General features: G+C 52.0%; 15 protein-coding genes and 1 tRNA gene. 11 read left to right on the plus strand and 5 right to left on the minus strand.

The window, feature by feature from the left end:
• On the minus strand, positions 1-1,428 hold a 1,428-nt coding region (locus FDX03_RS14350; protein ID WP_137346161.1), incomplete at its 3' end, for a 6-phospho-beta-glucosidase.
• A gap of 121 nt (positions 1,429-1,549) precedes the next feature.
• The gene (locus tag FDX03_RS14355) at positions 1,550-2,278 is read right to left on the minus strand and encodes a MurR/RpiR family transcriptional regulator (protein ID WP_003838265.1); all 729 of its coding nucleotides are present in this window, start codon (positions 2,276-2,278) and stop codon (positions 1,550-1,552) included.
• Between the two features lie 52 nt (positions 2,279-2,330).
• On the opposite strand from FDX03_RS14355, the gene yqfB reads away from it, so the two are divergent.
• Both yqfB and FDX03_RS14365 read left to right on the plus strand, forming a co-directional pair.
• Positions 2,331-2,642, plus strand: coding sequence for a N(4)-acetylcytidine aminohydrolase (gene yqfB, locus FDX03_RS14360; RefSeq protein WP_048213167.1), 312 nt, complete (start codon positions 2,331-2,333; stop codon positions 2,640-2,642).
• Between the two features lie 163 nt (positions 2,643-2,805).
• Positions 2,806-3,465 (plus strand): hemolysin III family protein, encoded by a 660-nt coding sequence (locus FDX03_RS14365; protein ID WP_003026947.1) that lies wholly within the window; start codon positions 2,806-2,808, stop codon positions 3,463-3,465.
• A 90-nt stretch (positions 3,466-3,555) separates the two neighbouring features.
• Here the strand turns inward: FDX03_RS14365 and ygfZ are convergent, their stop codons facing one another.
• Positions 3,556-4,536 carry a tRNA-modifying protein YgfZ gene (gene ygfZ / locus FDX03_RS14370; protein ID WP_048213166.1) on the minus strand — a complete coding sequence of 327 codons (981 nt, stop codon included), beginning with the start codon at positions 4,534-4,536 and terminating at the stop codon, positions 3,556-3,558.
• A gap of 255 nt (positions 4,537-4,791) precedes the next feature.
• Here ygfZ and sdhE point away from each other — a divergent pair, with 255 nt between their 5' ends.
• Both sdhE and FDX03_RS14380 read left to right on the plus strand, forming a co-directional pair.
• Positions 4,792-5,058 (plus strand): FAD assembly factor SdhE, encoded by a 267-nt coding sequence (gene sdhE / locus FDX03_RS14375; RefSeq protein ID WP_005123351.1) that lies wholly within the window; start codon positions 4,792-4,794, stop codon positions 5,056-5,058.
• Positions 5,039-5,446 carry a protein YgfX gene (locus tag FDX03_RS14380; protein ID WP_048213165.1) on the plus strand — a complete coding sequence of 136 codons (408 nt, stop codon included), beginning with the start codon at positions 5,039-5,041 and terminating at the stop codon, positions 5,444-5,446. The genes sdhE and FDX03_RS14380 overlap by 20 nt, the downstream gene beginning before the upstream one ends.
• Positions 5,447-5,537: 91 nt before the next feature.
• Here FDX03_RS14380 and fldB read toward each other — a convergent pair whose 3' ends face one another.
• Positions 5,538-6,059: a flavodoxin FldB gene (fldB, locus tag FDX03_RS14385; protein WP_048213164.1), complete on the minus strand. Its 522-nt coding sequence runs from the start codon at positions 6,057-6,059 to the stop codon at positions 5,538-5,540.
• Positions 6,060-6,172: 113 nt separating this feature from the next.
• On the opposite strand from fldB, the gene xerD reads away from it, so the two are divergent.
• The 5 genes from xerD to lysS all read left to right on the plus strand — a co-directional run bounded on the left by xerD (position 6,173) and on the right by lysS (position 12,388).
• Positions 6,173-7,069 carry a site-specific tyrosine recombinase XerD gene (gene xerD / locus FDX03_RS14390; RefSeq protein ID WP_137346100.1) on the plus strand — a complete coding sequence of 299 codons (897 nt, stop codon included), beginning with the start codon at positions 6,173-6,175 and terminating at the stop codon, positions 7,067-7,069.
• A 23-nt stretch (positions 7,070-7,092) separates the two neighbouring features.
• Entirely contained in the window at positions 7,093-7,806 is a 714-nt protein-coding gene (dsbC, locus tag FDX03_RS14395; RefSeq protein ID WP_101742745.1) for a bifunctional protein-disulfide isomerase/oxidoreductase DsbC, read from the plus strand.
• A 5-nt stretch (positions 7,807-7,811) separates the two neighbouring features.
• Positions 7,812-9,545 (plus strand): single-stranded-DNA-specific exonuclease RecJ, encoded by a 1,734-nt coding sequence (gene recJ / locus FDX03_RS14400; RefSeq protein ID WP_115642920.1) that lies wholly within the window; start codon positions 7,812-7,814, stop codon positions 9,543-9,545.
• A gap of 217 nt (positions 9,546-9,762) precedes the next feature.
• Positions 9,763-10,861 (plus strand): peptide chain release factor 2 gene (prfB, locus tag FDX03_RS14405; RefSeq protein ID WP_096878465.1). Its coding sequence is split into 2 segments (ribosomal slippage): positions 9,763-9,837 and positions 9,839-10,861, totalling 1,098 coding nucleotides; the frame shifts between segments, so codons are not numbered across the junction.
• 9 nt (positions 10,862-10,870) lie between these two features.
• Positions 10,871-12,388: a lysine--tRNA ligase gene (gene lysS / locus FDX03_RS14410; protein WP_137346101.1), complete on the plus strand. Its 1,518-nt coding sequence runs from the start codon at positions 10,871-10,873 to the stop codon at positions 12,386-12,388.
• Positions 12,389-12,484: 96 nt separating this feature from the next.
• On the opposite strand, the gene idi is transcribed toward lysS, so the two are convergent.
• The gene (gene idi, locus FDX03_RS14415) at positions 12,485-13,033 is read right to left on the minus strand and encodes an isopentenyl-diphosphate Delta-isomerase (protein ID WP_137346102.1); all 549 of its coding nucleotides are present in this window, start codon (positions 13,031-13,033) and stop codon (positions 12,485-12,487) included.
• A 166-nt stretch (positions 13,034-13,199) separates the two neighbouring features.
• Here idi and actS point away from each other — a divergent pair, with 166 nt between their 5' ends.
• Together actS and FDX03_RS14425 are read left to right on the plus strand one after the other, a co-directional pair.
• Positions 13,200-13,958, plus strand: a complete 759-nt coding sequence (actS, locus tag FDX03_RS14420; protein WP_048213497.1) for an amidase activator ActS — start codon at positions 13,200-13,202, stop codon at positions 13,956-13,958.
• Between the two features lie 80 nt (positions 13,959-14,038).
• Positions 14,039-14,112, plus strand: a tRNA-Gly gene (locus FDX03_RS14425).
• The last annotated feature ends 214 nt before the right edge of the window (positions 14,113-14,326 follow it).

Raw genomic sequence — 14,326 nt, forward strand, 5'->3', positions numbered from 1 at the left:
ATTCTCGCCGTTGCTGGCAATCACCGTTTTATACCACTCAAAACTCTTCTTGCGCGAACGCGACATATCGCCGGTGCCGTCGTCGTGTTTATTCACATAGATAAAGCCATACCGTTTGCTGTACTGGCCGGTGGTGAATGACACGCAGTCGATGCAGCCCCACGGCGTGTAGCCCATCAGGTCTACGCCATCATAGGTTACCGCTTTCATCATTTCTTCGATGTGGGCGCGCAGATAGTCGATGCGATAGTCGTCGTTGATGCTGCCGTCTTCTTCTACTTTGTCATAAGCGCCAAACCCGTTTTCAACGATAAACAGCGGCTTCTGGTAGCGTTCATACAGCTCACATAAGGCATAGCGCAGACCGACGGGGTCAATCTGCCAGCCCCAGTCGGATGCTTTGACGTGCGGGTTCGGTACGCTACCCTCAAAGCCGGAAATCGCATCACCGCTGCCACCCTCCTCTTTAACGGCGTTGGTCATGTAGTAGCTGAAACCGAGATAGTCACAGGTGCCTTCGCGCAGGATTTGCTCGTCGCCGTCTTCCATCCTGATGTTAAATTCACGGCGTTCCCATTCGTTTAGCACATAAGACGGGTAGTAACCGCGCAGTTGAACATCGGTGAAAACGTAACGCTCACGCATCGATTCCTGCGCGAACATCACATCCTCAGGCTTACAGGAGAACGGGTACAGTGGCACCATCGCCAGCATGCAGCCGACTTTCATTTCCGGGTTGATGCGACGTGCGGCTTTTACTGCCAGAGCGCTGGCCACGAACTGGTGGTGCAGCACCTGGTACATAGTCTCTTCCGGGTTTTCATGCTCGGTATACACCACGCCCGAGCAGCAATAGCCAAACAGCGGCGCGCGCCAGTTACGCTGGTTGTTGATCTCATTAAAGGTCATCCAGTATTTGACCTTGTGCTTGTAGCGCTCAAAAACGACTTCAGCAAAACGGACAAAGAAATCGACGACTTTACGATTGGTCCAGCTACCATACTGTTGAACCAGGTGCAGTGGCATTTCGAAGTGGGAAAGGGTGATGACTGGTTCAATGTTGTACTTCAGCAGTTCATCAAACATGTCGTCGTAGAATTTTAACCCTTCTTCATTTGGCTGGGTTTCATCCCCTTTCGGGAAGATGCGGGTCCAGGCAATTGACGTACGGAAGCATTTGAAGCCCATCTCGGCAAACAGCTTAATGTCTTCTTTATAATGACCGTAAAAATCGACAGCTTCGTGGTTGGGATAGTATCTACCCGGTACGACATCCTGAGTAATTTCTCGCGGAACGCCGTGTGCCCCACCGGTCAGGACGTCGCAAATGCTGGGGCCTTTGCCACCTTTGTTCCAGCCGCCTTCAACCTGATGCGCTGCCACCGCGCCGCCCCATAAAAAATCGTTTGGTAAGGTAAGTTTTTTCATCTGCGCTCAGTCTCAAATTAATACAATCTGATTTTGAGTCTAACAAAGGAAAGATAAATGTCACGATATAACAAAATAGCGTAAATGTGATTTGTTACATCAAAAAAACAGAGTGTTTTTTTTACGCTATTCTTTTCGCCAGCTTGCGACCGAGTGATTCCAGAATATAAATAACGGGGATCTGCGTGGTTATATCGTATACCCCGGCAATACGTGTTTGTGGAACATGCCAGGAGAGATTAAAGTCGGCGAGTTTCGCCAGACGAGAGTGTTCATGGCTGGTGACAGACAGAACCTTACAGTTGTGCAGGCTGAACTGACTGGCAAAGCGCAGGATCTCTTCTGTTTCACCAGACACGGAAAGTACGATCGCCAGCGCGTTTCTGGCCATGTCGTTAGTCACCGGAAAATAAGGATCGTCAATGTGATTACTGAATTTACCGACGTTTGAGAAAAAACGTGCGCCATATTTTGCCAGCGCTCCAGACGTTCCCGCTCCGACGAATATAATACGCTCGGAAGATAATATAATATCAACAGCCTGATCGAGCAGTTTATCGAACTCGTCGTTATTGACGCCTTTAAAGAAGCTGATAATTTCGCTGGCACCGAAATTAGCCTGTTGCGGTTCATTCTGCTCTAAATATAATTTGAAGCGTACGCGAAATTCTGAGTAACCCTCACACTTAAGCTTGCGGCAAAAGCGCAGTACGGTGGTGGTGGAAACGCCCACGGCATCAGCCAGTTCGCGAATAGTCATGTACATGACTTTGTCACGGTTTTTGATGACATAGTTGTAGACCAGCATCTCAAGATTGTTGAGACTGGCGATGGCAGCGTGGGAGAACATACTCACAATGGCAAAACTCACTCATCAGACTTTATCTACAGGGAATAATAACATGCAGCCAAATGACATCACTTTTTTTCAACGTTTCCAGGATGACATTCTGGCCGGACGCAAAACCATCACCATTCGTGACGAGTCCGAATCACACTTTAAAGCCGGGGACATTCTACGGGTTGGACGCTTTGAAGATGAGGGCTACTTCTGCACGATTGAAGTTGTCGGCACCTCAACGGTTACGCTGGATACGCTAACGGAAAAACATGCCCAGCAGGAAAACATGGCGCTCGATGAGCTTAAACAGGTGATCGCCGAGATTTACCCGGATCAAACGCAATTTTATGTGATTGATTTTAAATGCCTTTAACTTTACAGGTACAGATGTTAGCTGAAATATAAAATGCAATTATATGATTTTTATTAATTATTTGTTATTTGATAAATATTTTAGCTAACATGTGTTCACTGGAACCATTCTCAGTTACGCTAGAGGCGCAATAACGAAAGTGTTCGTTTCTGGGGAGTAACTTATGGTTCAGAAGCCATTAATCGCGCAGGGATATTCGCTGGCAGAGGAAATAGCCAATAGCATCAGCCATGGTATCGGGTTGGTGTTTGGGATTGTCGGACTGGTGCTGTTACTTGTTCAGGCAGTGGATACCAACGCCAGCGCCATGGCTATTACCAGCTATAGCCTGTACGGCGGCAGCATGATCCTTCTGTTCCTTGCCTCAACCTTGTATCATGCGATCCCCCATCAGAGAGCGAAAGTCTGGCTGAAAAAATTCGACCACTGCGCGATTTATCTGCTGATTGCCGGGACCTACACGCCATTTCTGCTGGTGGGGCTGGATTCGCCGCTGGCACGTGGACTGATGATTGTTATCTGGAGCCTGGCGCTAATCGGTATTTTATTCAAACTGACTATTGCGCACCGCTTTAAGGTTCTGTCGCTGGTGACCTACCTGACAATGGGCTGGCTATCGCTGATAGTGGTGTATCAACTGGCGGTTAAGCTGGCGGCGGGTGGTGTGACGTTGCTGGCCGTTGGCGGCGTCGTGTATTCGCTGGGCGTTATTTTCTACGTCTGTAAGCGCATTCCTTACAACCACGCGATCTGGCATGGCTTTGTGCTGGGTGGCAGCGTTTGCCACTTCCTGGCAATCTATCTGTACGTTGGTCAGGCTTAACCCTTGATGCCGGATGGCGGCTAACGCCTTATCCGGCCTACAAAATGTGCCTGTAGGCCGGATAAGCGTGCGCTATCCGGCGTTAATCTTTTACTCTTCCAGCGAATACGGCAGCGGTACGATATGCAGCGTTTTTGCATCGTCGCGAACGCGGAACACGCTGTCGGCTTCCATGTCGTTATTCATCACAACCTGCACCAGCACTTGTCCATCAGCCAGCTGTACCGCGGCGAGTACGGTGCCGGTACGACGCCAGTTCTCGCCCATTTTCAGCTCCAGGTCTTCACCCGCTTCCGGTACCCGACTGGCCGCACCTGCCAGAGTCCACATGGCGCGTTTATTGGCGCCGCGGAATTTTGCACGAGCAACCATTTCCTGACCGGTATAGCAGCCTTTTTTAAAGCTGATACCGCCCAATGCCTGCAGATTGGTGGCCTGCGGAATAAACTGTGCGCTGTTGGCAGTATCAATAACCGGAATACCCGCTTCGATATCCAGCGCCAGCCACTGTTGGCTGTTATTCAATTCTGCTTCGCCACGCAGTTTCTCCGCAATCATCTCAGCTGTTGCGACATCAACGATCAGCAGGAAGCGTTCAGATGGATGCTCGAACCACAGCAGGGCGGAAGCGCCGTGGGTAACGACCTGCTTATCGCTGGTTGGCAGTTCGCTAAAGAGATTGGCTAGCGCCGCGCGCGCCTGGAAGCCCGCTACGCCCAGCAGGACGCGCTCGTCATCCGGGGCAATCACGACCTTCGAGAAGACGGCGTATTTTTTCAGTTCGGTCAATTGGGCATCACGCAGGCTACGGCGTTCAAGCCAGGCAAAACCATCAGCCTGACGGAAGAGACGCAGGTTGCTCCACATTTTACCTTTGGCATCGCAGTGAGCTGCCAGCAGGTGTTGCTGTTCGGTCATTTGGCTGACATCAGCGGTGACCTGGCCCTGGATGTACTTTTCACTGTCGACGCCGGTAATGGTGGCGAGAGCCCAGTCGTCGAGCGTCATTAGCGTCAGAGGCAAACGTGCCGACGCACACGGCTGGCGAGGAGGAAACGATGTAAAAGCCATAATAATGTCCTGATTTGCTTAACGCGGTAATAATGACTAATGGTAAAAGAGCTATAGGCTATTGCAAGCGGTTTAAACATCCTGTTTGTGCCTTATATTAAGCTTTGCGAGGAGACATCCAAAAAAGTGAACCCTTTGACTTAATGTGGTTTTATTTAGCGATCGCGCTTCCGTTTACTGATATTCCCGTAAAAGAGCGTGAAAAACACGTTACAATAGCCGGATACTTCGTTTTCGCGAGACAGGGAAAAGAACATGGATATTAACAACAAAGCACGTATTCATTGGGCATGCCGCCGCGGTATGCGTGAACTGGACATCTCTATCATGCCGTTTTTCGAACATGAGTATGACAACTTAAGTGACGAAGAAAAACGCATCTTTATCCGTCTGCTGGAATGTGATGATCCAGACTTATTTAACTGGTTGATGAATCATGGGAAACCGGCTGATGAGCAGTTGGAGCAGATGGTGCGACTCATCCAGACACGGAATCGGGAACGTGGTCCAGTGGCAATCTGATTTACGCGTTTCATGGCGCGCACAGTGGCTCTCTCTGCTCATTCATGGGCTGGTTGCGGTATTCATTTTATTGATGCCCTGGCCATTGAGCTACACCCCATTATGGTTGGTGCTGCTCTCTCTGGTGGTGTTTGATAGCGTACGCAGTCAGCGTCGCATTAACGCTTGTCAGGGAGAGATTAGACTGTTAATGGACGGTCGCCTGCGCTGGCAGGGGCAAGAGTGGTCTATCGTTTGTGCACCCTGGATGATTAAAACGGGCATGATGCTGCGTTTGCGTTCAGATGCGGGAAAACGTCAGCATTTGTGGCTGGCAGCGGACAGCATGGATGACGCTGAGTGGCGGGATTTGCGGCGGTTAATGCTGCAACAGGTAAAGCAGGGTTAACGCCGGCGAATGACTGATGGCGAGCAGCTACGGTTTAGCGCGCTATGTAAGCCGGAGAAGGCATTCACGCCGTCATCCGGCAAACTGGCTATCAGGACCAGTGTTCGGCCATTTCACCGAGAATTTGCTCACACCATGCCTGGATACGTTCATCGCTGAGGTCGTACTGGTTCGTTTCATCCAGAGCTAAACCGACAAACAACTGCCCATCGGCAATCACGGGTTTATCACTGGTGAATTCATAACCTTCTGTTGGCCAGTAACCGACAAACTTAACGCCTTTGGTGACCAGTTTATCATGCAGCATACCCAGTGCATCAAGGAACCACTCACCGTACCCCAGTTGATCGCCCATGCCGTAAAGCGCGACAATCTTGCCTTCCAGGTTGAGGTTGTCCAGTTGATCCCAGACCGCTTCCCAGTCTTCCTGAATTTCACCGAAATCCCAGGTTGGAATACCCAAAATGAGCACGTCATACTGCTCCATTAGAGCCGGGGAATCATCCTTGAGATTGTGCAGTGTCACCAGTTCGGGACCCAGGATATCGCGGATTTTTTCTGCTGCCATTTCGGTGTAGCAGGTGCTGGAACCGTAAAAAAGACCCATGTTCATGACGTAAACATCTCAATTCTGCTGTAGCGTTGCGGGTAGTGTAACAGAATCGCCGCAATCCCGGCACAATGAGGCATAATGCATCAAAAATGAGAGTGGAATAAGGGGCGCGAGTGGAACAGGATCTGGCGCGCATCGAGCAGTTTCTTGATGCACTGTGGCTGGAACGAAATCTGGCAGAGAACACGTTAAGTGCGTATCGTCGCGATCTGACAATGCTTGTTGAATGGTTGCGCCATCGTGGCATTTCACTGGCGACGGCGCAGAGCGATGATTTGCAGGCATTGCTGGCTGAGCGGATGGATGGTGGGTATAAAGCCACCAGTTCAGCTCGTTTGCTCAGTGCCATGCGGCGTTTTTTTCAGCATCTTTACGGCGAAAAATTTCGCGAAGACGATCCAAGCGCCTCGCTTGCTTCACCTAAACTTCCGCAGCGTTTGCCAAAAGATCTCAGCGAAGCGCAGGTAGAACGGCTGCTGCAGGCCCCGCTTATTGACCAACCGCTTGAGCTACGCGACAAAGCGATGCTGGAGGTTTTGTACGCTACGGGGTTGCGCGTATCAGAGTTGGTGGGGCTGACGATGAGCGATATTAGTCTGCGCCAGGGCGTTGTGCGGGTGATTGGTAAAGGCAACAAAGAGCGGCTTGTGCCGTTGGGCGAAGAAGCCGTGTACTGGCTGGAAACATACCTGGAACACGGTCGTCCGTGGTTGCTCAACGGCGTATCGATTGACGTACTGTTTCCCAGCCAGCGTGCGCAGCAGATGACCCGTCAGACTTTCTGGCATCGTATTAAACACTATGCTGTGTTAGCAGGGATCGACAGCGAGAAGCTGTCACCGCACGTATTGCGGCATGCTTTTGCCACGCATCTGCTCAATCACGGCGCTGACCTGCGCGTGGTGCAGATGCTGCTGGGGCATAGCGATCTCTCGACTACGCAGATTTATACACATGTCGCAACGGAGCGCTTGCGTCAACTACATCAACAGCATCACCCACGAGCGTGAGTGCTGACAGTAAAGGATAGGTTATGAAGAAACGTTTTATGATGCTCACCCTGCTGGCCACAGCGTTTTCAGGCATGGTGCATGCAGACGATGCAGCTATTCGCCAGTCATTAGCGAAGCTGGGCGTGCAGAGCACCGAAATTCAACCTGCTCCGGTTGCGGGCATGAAAACCGTACTGACCAATAGCGGTGTGCTGTACGTGACTGAAGACGGCAAGCATATTATTCAGGGGCCGATGTATGACGTAAGTGGCGCAAGTCCGGTGAATGTCACTAATCAATTGCTGATGAAGCATCTGAATGCGCTGGAAAAAGAGATGATCGTTTACAAAGCGCCGCAGGAAAAACACGTCATCACCGTTTTCACCGACATCACCTGTGGTTACTGCCACAAGTTGCATGAAGAGATGAAAGACTACAATGCGTTAGGGATTACCGTCCGTTATCTGGCCTTCCCTCGACAGGGGCTGGAAAGCCAGGCCGAGCAGGACATGAAGTCAATCTGGTGTGCAAAAGATAAAAACAAAGCCTTTGACGATGCAATGGCGGGCAAGGGCGTGAAAGCGGCGACCTGTGATGTGGATATCGCGAATCATTACGCGCTGGGCGTGCAGTTTGGCGTCAGTGGCACACCGGCGATTGTCCTGAGCAACGGCTATGTTGTTCCAGGCTATCAGGGGCCGAAAGAGATGAAAGAATTCCTCGACGCACACGAAAAACAGACCAGCGGTAAATAATTCGCGTGAAACAACAGATACAACTTCGTCGGCGTGAAGCCGACGAGACCGCCGAGCTACCAGCCGACTTGCCGCCGCTGCTGCGTCGTTTGTACGCCAGTCGCGGCGTGCGCAGCGCGCAGGAACTTGAGCGTAGCGTGAAAGGCATGCTGCCGTGGCAGCATTTGAACGGCGTCGAAAAAGCGGTTGAGATCCTCTATAACGCTTTTCGCGAAGGAACCCGCATCATTGTGGTGGGGGATTTCGATGCCGATGGTGCGACCAGCACGGCGCTGAGCATCCTGGCAATGCGTGCGTTGGGCTGCAGCAACGTTGACTACCTGGTGCCTAATCGTTTTGAAGACGGCTATGGTTTAAGCCCGGAAGTCGTGGATCAGGCCCATGCCCGGGGCGCTCAGCTGATCGTTACTGTGGACAACGGTATCTCGTCCCACGCGGGCGTTGAACATGCCCGAACGTTTGGGATCCCGGTCGTTGTGACCGATCACCACCTGCCCGGTGACACGCTGCCGGGCGCAGAGGCGATCATCAACCCTAACCTGCCCGACTGTGAATTCCCGTCGAAATCGCTGGCAGGCGTTGGTGTGGCCTTCTACCTGATGCTGGCGCTGCGCACCTTTTTGCGTGATAAAGGCTGGTTTGATGAACGTGGTATCGCGCCGCCGAACCTGGCAGATTTGCTTGATCTGGTTGCTTTGGGCACAGTAGCAGACGTGGTGCCGCTGGATGCCAATAACCGTATCCTGACGTGGCAAGGTTTAAGCCGCATTCGTGCTGGAAAGTGCCGCCCTGGCATTAAGGCGCTACTGGAGATTTCCAATCGTGACCCGCTCAAACTGGCCGCCAGTGATTTAGGTTTTGCGCTTGGCCCTCGGCTGAACGCGGCAGGTCGTCTGGATGATATGTCCGTCGGCGTGGCGCTGCTACTGTGTGACAACATTGGTGAAGCGCGCGTGCTGGCCAATGAGCTGGACGCGCTAAACCAGACACGAAAAGAGATTGAACAGGGGATGCAGGCAGAAGCACTGACCCTGTGTGAAAAGCTGGAACGCAGTAGTGACACACTCCCAGGCGGCCTGGCAATGTACCACCCAGAGTGGCATCAGGGCGTGGTGGGGATTCTGGCGTCGCGCATCAAAGAGCGCTTCCATCGTCCGGTGATTGCGTTTGCGCCTGCCGGTGACGGTACGCTGAAAGGCTCCGGACGTTCGATCCAGGGACTGCATATGCGTGATGTGCTGGAGCGTCTGGATACGCTTTATCCCGGCATGATCATTAAGTTTGGTGGACATGCGATGGCAGCAGGTCTGTCGCTGGAAGAAGCGCAGTTTGAGCATTTCCAGCAGCGTTTTGGCGAACTGGTAACAGAATGGCTTGACCCCGCTTTATTACAGGGTGAGGTAGTCTCTGATGGTCCGCTGAGTGTGGCAGAGATGACCATGGAGGTCGCGCAAATGCTGCGCGATGCCGGCCCGTGGGGACAAATGTTCCCGGAGCCGCTGTTTGACGGGCATTTCCGCCTGCTTCAGCAGCGCCTGGTCGGTGAGCGTCATCTGAAGGTGATGGTGGAGCCTGTTGGCGGCGGCCCACTGCTGGACGGAATTGCGTTTAATGTCGATACCACATGCTGGCCGGATAACGGTGTTCGCGAAGTTCAGCTTGCCTACAAACTGGATATTAACGAGTTTCGCGGTAACCGCAGCCTGCAGATTATAATCGATAATATCTGGCCACTTTAGCGTCACAATACACATAATCATTCAAGCTGCATCGAGGCGGCAAGTGAATGAGTCCCCAGGAGCGTACAACGAGTACGTGACTGGGGTGAATTCGCGCAGCCAACAAAGAGTCAGCTTGAAGGATGACGTGTATATTCGCTATAAAAAAGGGTGTGGATTGGTTACAATCCCGCTCTTATAACCGCATTTTGACTCGTTCAATAAAAGAAATCAGACCATGTTTGAAATTAATCCGGTAAATAACCGCATTCAGGACCTCACGGAACGCTCAGACGTTCTTAGGGGGTATCTTTGACTATGATGCCAAGAAAGAGCGTCTGGAAGAAGTAAACGCCGAGCTGGAACAGCCGGACGTGTGGAACGAACCCGAACGTGCACAGGCGCTGGGTAAAGAACGTTCTTCCCTTGAGGCCATCGTTGATACGCTCGATCAGATGAGCCAGGGCCTGGAAGATGTCTCCGGCCTGTTGGAACTGGCTGTAGAAGCCGATGACGAAGAAACCTTTAACGAAGCCGTAGCAGAACTCGATACGCTGGAAGATAAGCTGGCCCAGCTGGAATTCCGTCGTATGTTCTCCGGTGAATATGACAGCGCAGATTGCTATCTCGATATCCAGGCGGGTTCCGGCGGTACGGAAGCGCAGGATTGGGCCAGCATGCTGATGCGTATGTATCTGCGTTGGGCTGAAGCGCGCGGCTTTAAGACCGAAATTATTGAAGAGTCTGAAGGTGAAGTGGCGGGTATTAAATCCGTGACCATCAGAATTGCTGGCGAGTATGCTTACGGTTGGCTGCGTACTGAAACTGGCGTACACCGTCTGGTTCGTAAGAGTCCGTTCGACTCCGGCGGACGTCGCCATACGTCGTTCAGTTCGGCGTTTGTTTATCCGGAAGTTGACGATGATATTGATATCGATATCAACCCGGCGGACCTGCGTATCGACGTTTATCGCGCCTCTGGTGCGGGTGGTCAGCACGTTAACCGTACAGAATCTGCGGTGCGTATTACCCACATCCCGACCGGGATTGTGACGCAGTGCCAGAACGACCGTTCCCAGCACAAGAACAAAGACCAGGCCATGAAGCAGATGAAAGCGAAGCTTTATGAACTGGAAATGCAGAAGAAGAATGCCGAGAAACAGGCGATGGAAGACACCAAGTCAGATATCGGCTGGGGTAGCCAGATTCGTTCTTATGTCCTTGATGACTCCCGCATTAAAGATCTGCGTACCGGGGTTGAAACCCGTAACACGCAGGCAGTGCTGGATGGCAGCCTGGATCAATTTATCGAAGCAAGTTTGAAAGCAGGGTTATGAGGAACCAACATGTCTGAACAACACGCACAGGGCGCTGACGCGGTAGCCGACCTTAACAATGAACTGAAAACGCGCCGTGAGAAGCTGGCGAGCCTGCGCGAGCAGGGGATCCCGTTCCCGAACGATTTCCGTCGCGATCATACCTCAGACCAACTGCACGCTGACTTCGACGCGAAAGAAAACGAAGAACTGGAAGCGCTGAACATTGAGGTATCCGTTGCTGGCCGCATGATGACCCGTCGTATTATGGGTAAAGCATCATTCGTTACGCTGCAGGACGTGGGCGGCCGTATTCAGCTGTACGTTGCGCGCGACGATCTGCCGGAAGGCGTCTACAACGAGCAGTTCAAGAAGTGGGATTTGGGCGATATCCTCGGCGCGAAAGGTAAGTTGTTTAAGACCAAAACCGGCGAACTGTCCATCCATTGTACCGAGCTGCGTCTGCTGACCAAAGCCCTGCGCCCGCTGCCGGATAAATTCCACGGTCTGCAGGATCAGGAAGCGCGTTACCGCCAGCGTTACCTGGATCTCATCTCTAATGATGAATCCCGCAATACCTTTAAAGTGCGTTCACAGATTATGGCTGGCATCCGTCAGTTCATGGTTGCTCGCGGCTTTATGGAAGTAGAAACCCCGATGATGCAGGTGATCCCAGGCGGTGCGGCAGCGCGTCCGTTTATCACCCATCATAACGCGCTGGATCTGGACATGTACCTGCGTATTGCGCCGGAACTGTACCTCAAGCGTCTGGTGGTGGGCGGTTTCGAACGCGTATTCGAAATTAACCGTAACTTCCGTAACGAAGGTATCTCTGTTCGCCATAACCCAGAGTTCACTATGATGGAACTCTACATGGCTTATGCGGACTACAAAGATCTGATCGAACTGACCGAATCGTTGTTCCGTACGTTGGCGCAGAACGTTCTGGGAACAACTAAAGTGCCTTACGGTGAAGAAGTCTTCGACTTCGGTAAGCCGTTTGAAAAACTGACCATGCGCGAAGCGATTCAGAAATACCGTCCGGAAACCAACATGGCCGATCTGGATAACTTCGACTCTGCAAAAGCGATTGCTGAATCTATCGGCATCAAAGTTGAGAAGAGCTGGGGTCTGGGTCGTATCGTGACCGAGATCTTTGAAGAAGTTGCAGAAGCGCACCTGATTCAACCGACCTTCATTACCGAGTACCCGGCAGAAGTTTCTCCGCTGGCGCGTCGTAATGACGAAAACCCGGAAATCACCGATCGCTTCGAATTCTTCATCGGCGGACGTGAAATCGGTAACGGCTTCAGCGAGCTGAACGATGCCGAAGATCAGGCGCAGCGTTTCCAGGATCAGGTTAACGCCAAAGATGCGGGTGATGACGAAGCGATGTTCTACGACGAAGACTACGTTACCGCTCTGGAACACGGTCTGCCGCCGACTGCGGGCCTGGGTATTGGTATCGACCGTATGGTTATGCTGTTCACTAACAGCCACACCATCCGCGACGTGATCCTGTTCCCGGCAATGCGTCCGGTTAAGTAAGATGTGAACTGCCGGATGGCGGCTGATGCCTTATCCGGCCTACGCGGAAGACGATTCGTAGGCCGGATAAAACGCGTTTGCGTTGTCATCCGGCAATTAATGACCGCTGGAAAATGCGCGCAACAATTTTCGCGCCTTATTGTCTGAAACCTGCATTACCATCCACGGGCTGAAGGCCCACGGTGTAGCGTCAATCCCGCATAACACATCCTCAAGATTGCTCCACCGATAATCCATCACTTCCTCCGCATTCGGCTGCAGCGTGCTGATTAGCTGTGCGGCATATACCGGACAAACTTCATTTTCCACAATTCCACTGGGATCTGCGGCACAATAGCGAAAACCAGCGTATACGGGCGTGAGTGCGCGAATGTCAGCTCCCAGCTCGAAGCGGGCGCGACGGATAATGGCGTCTTCAGTTGTTTCCCCTGATTGTGGATGACCGCACACCGAGTTTGTCCAGACACCCGGCCAGGCTTTTTTATGCAGCGACCGGCGGGTGACCAGTAGTTGACCCTGCCCGTTAAATATCCAGCATGAGAAAGCGGAGTGCAGGGGCGTTGTGGCGGTATGCGCCGCATACTTTTCCAGCGTTCCACAGGGTTGGCCCTGTTCGTTCAATAAAATGACATGTTCCTGTCGCATTGCGTCCACCCTCAATCTTAAGCGCCTACATTATATGCTTAATTAAGTCATATTGATTAACAGAGGGTGTGAAATGCCAGAGCCGACGCTTCGTTACGCGATATGATTTGGCATCCGGTTTCTGGCTGCTATGATAAAGCGTCTGAAAATGTTGCGAGGTATTGTTTTGAGTGCAGGACGCCTGAAGAAAAATGGCTTGGGTATCGTGATGCTGCTGTGTGCCGGTCTGCTGTTAGCGGGCTGTTCCGGGAGTAAGTCGTCTGATACAGGAAGTTATTCCGGCTCCGTGTATACCGTGAAGCGGGGAGATACGCTATACCGTATTTCGCGCGCTACCGGCACCAGCGTGAAAGAGATTGCCCGTCTGAATAACATTTCACCACCCTATACCATCGAAGTAGGGCAAAGGCTGAAGGTCAGCGGCGGCGCGAAAACCAGTTCAAGCTCTGGCAAAACAACCAAGAAATCCTCGACTAAAACGGCAACTGTCAGACCATCTTCATCCGTGCCGCAGTCATCCTGGCCGCCGGTGGGGCAACGCTGCTGGTTGTGGCCTGCCAGCGGTAAAGTGATCCTGCCTTATTCAACGGCGGATGGCGGCAACAAGGGTATTGATATCTCAGCTGCGCGCGGCACACCGGTTTATGCGGCGGGAGCAGGGAAGGTAGTTTATGTCGGCAACCAGCTGCGGGGCTATGGCAACCTCATCATGATTAAGCACAGTGAGGATTACATTACCGCTTATGCGCATAATGATACGCTACTGGTGAACAACGGGCAGAGCGTGAAGGCCGGGCAGAAAATTGCCACCATGGGTAGCACTGATGCGGCATCTGTACGCCTGCACTTCCAGATTCGCTATCGCGCAACGGCGATTGATCCGCTGCGTTATTTACCGCCGCAGGGGAGTAAACCTAAGTGCTAACAGGCTATTTTATCAGCAGTTAGCATAGTTTGGGCTTGTCAGAGGGTGCGTAAGGTCTATAATGGCCCACGCACCTCTTCGCGGGCGTAGTTCAATGGTAGAACGAGAGCTTCCCAAGCTCTATACGAGGGTTCGATTCCCTTCGCCCGCTCCAAACTCAAGTCTACTGAAGTCTACCAAACTCAATTTTCTCTTGATAAATCAGCAGTTATAGCATTCTATTAGTCTATTGAACTCAATTGTACTCCCTCAGGGCGACTGAGTGATTTCACTATGGGATATGCGCTTTACGGGGTCGGCTTGCACTTTGGCTATAAAGGTGTTTTACCTCCATGGTGAATAAATAAAATACCGGCCATAGTGGCCGG

The organism is Citrobacter sp. wls827 (assembly GCF_005280875.1).
GTDB classification, from domain to species: Bacteria; Pseudomonadota; Gammaproteobacteria; order Enterobacterales; family Enterobacteriaceae; genus Citrobacter; species Citrobacter youngae.

Coding starts and splice junctions, on each gene's coding strand:
- FDX03_RS14355 (WP_003838265.1), bottom strand. CDS start 2,278: ATGTTCTCCCACGCTGCCATCGCCAGTCTCAACAATCTTGAGATGCTG.
- yqfB (WP_048213167.1), top strand. CDS start 2,331: ATGCAGCCAAATGACATCACTTTTTTTCAACGTTTCCAGGATGACATT.
- FDX03_RS14365 (WP_003026947.1), top strand. CDS start 2,806: ATGGTTCAGAAGCCATTAATCGCGCAGGGATATTCGCTGGCAGAGGAA.
- ygfZ (WP_048213166.1), bottom strand. CDS start 4,536: ATGGCTTTTACATCGTTTCCTCCTCGCCAGCCGTGTGCGTCGGCACGT.
- sdhE (WP_005123351.1), top strand. CDS start 4,792: ATGGATATTAACAACAAAGCACGTATTCATTGGGCATGCCGCCGCGGT.
- fldB (WP_048213164.1), bottom strand. CDS start 6,059: ATGAACATGGGTCTTTTTTACGGTTCCAGCACCTGCTACACCGAAATG.
- dsbC (WP_101742745.1), top strand. CDS start 7,093: ATGAAGAAACGTTTTATGATGCTCACCCTGCTGGCCACAGCGTTTTCA.
- lysS (WP_137346101.1), top strand. CDS start 10,871: ATGTCTGAACAACACGCACAGGGCGCTGACGCGGTAGCCGACCTTAAC.
- idi (WP_137346102.1), bottom strand. CDS start 13,033: ATGCGACAGGAACATGTCATTTTATTGAACGAACAGGGCCAACCCTGT.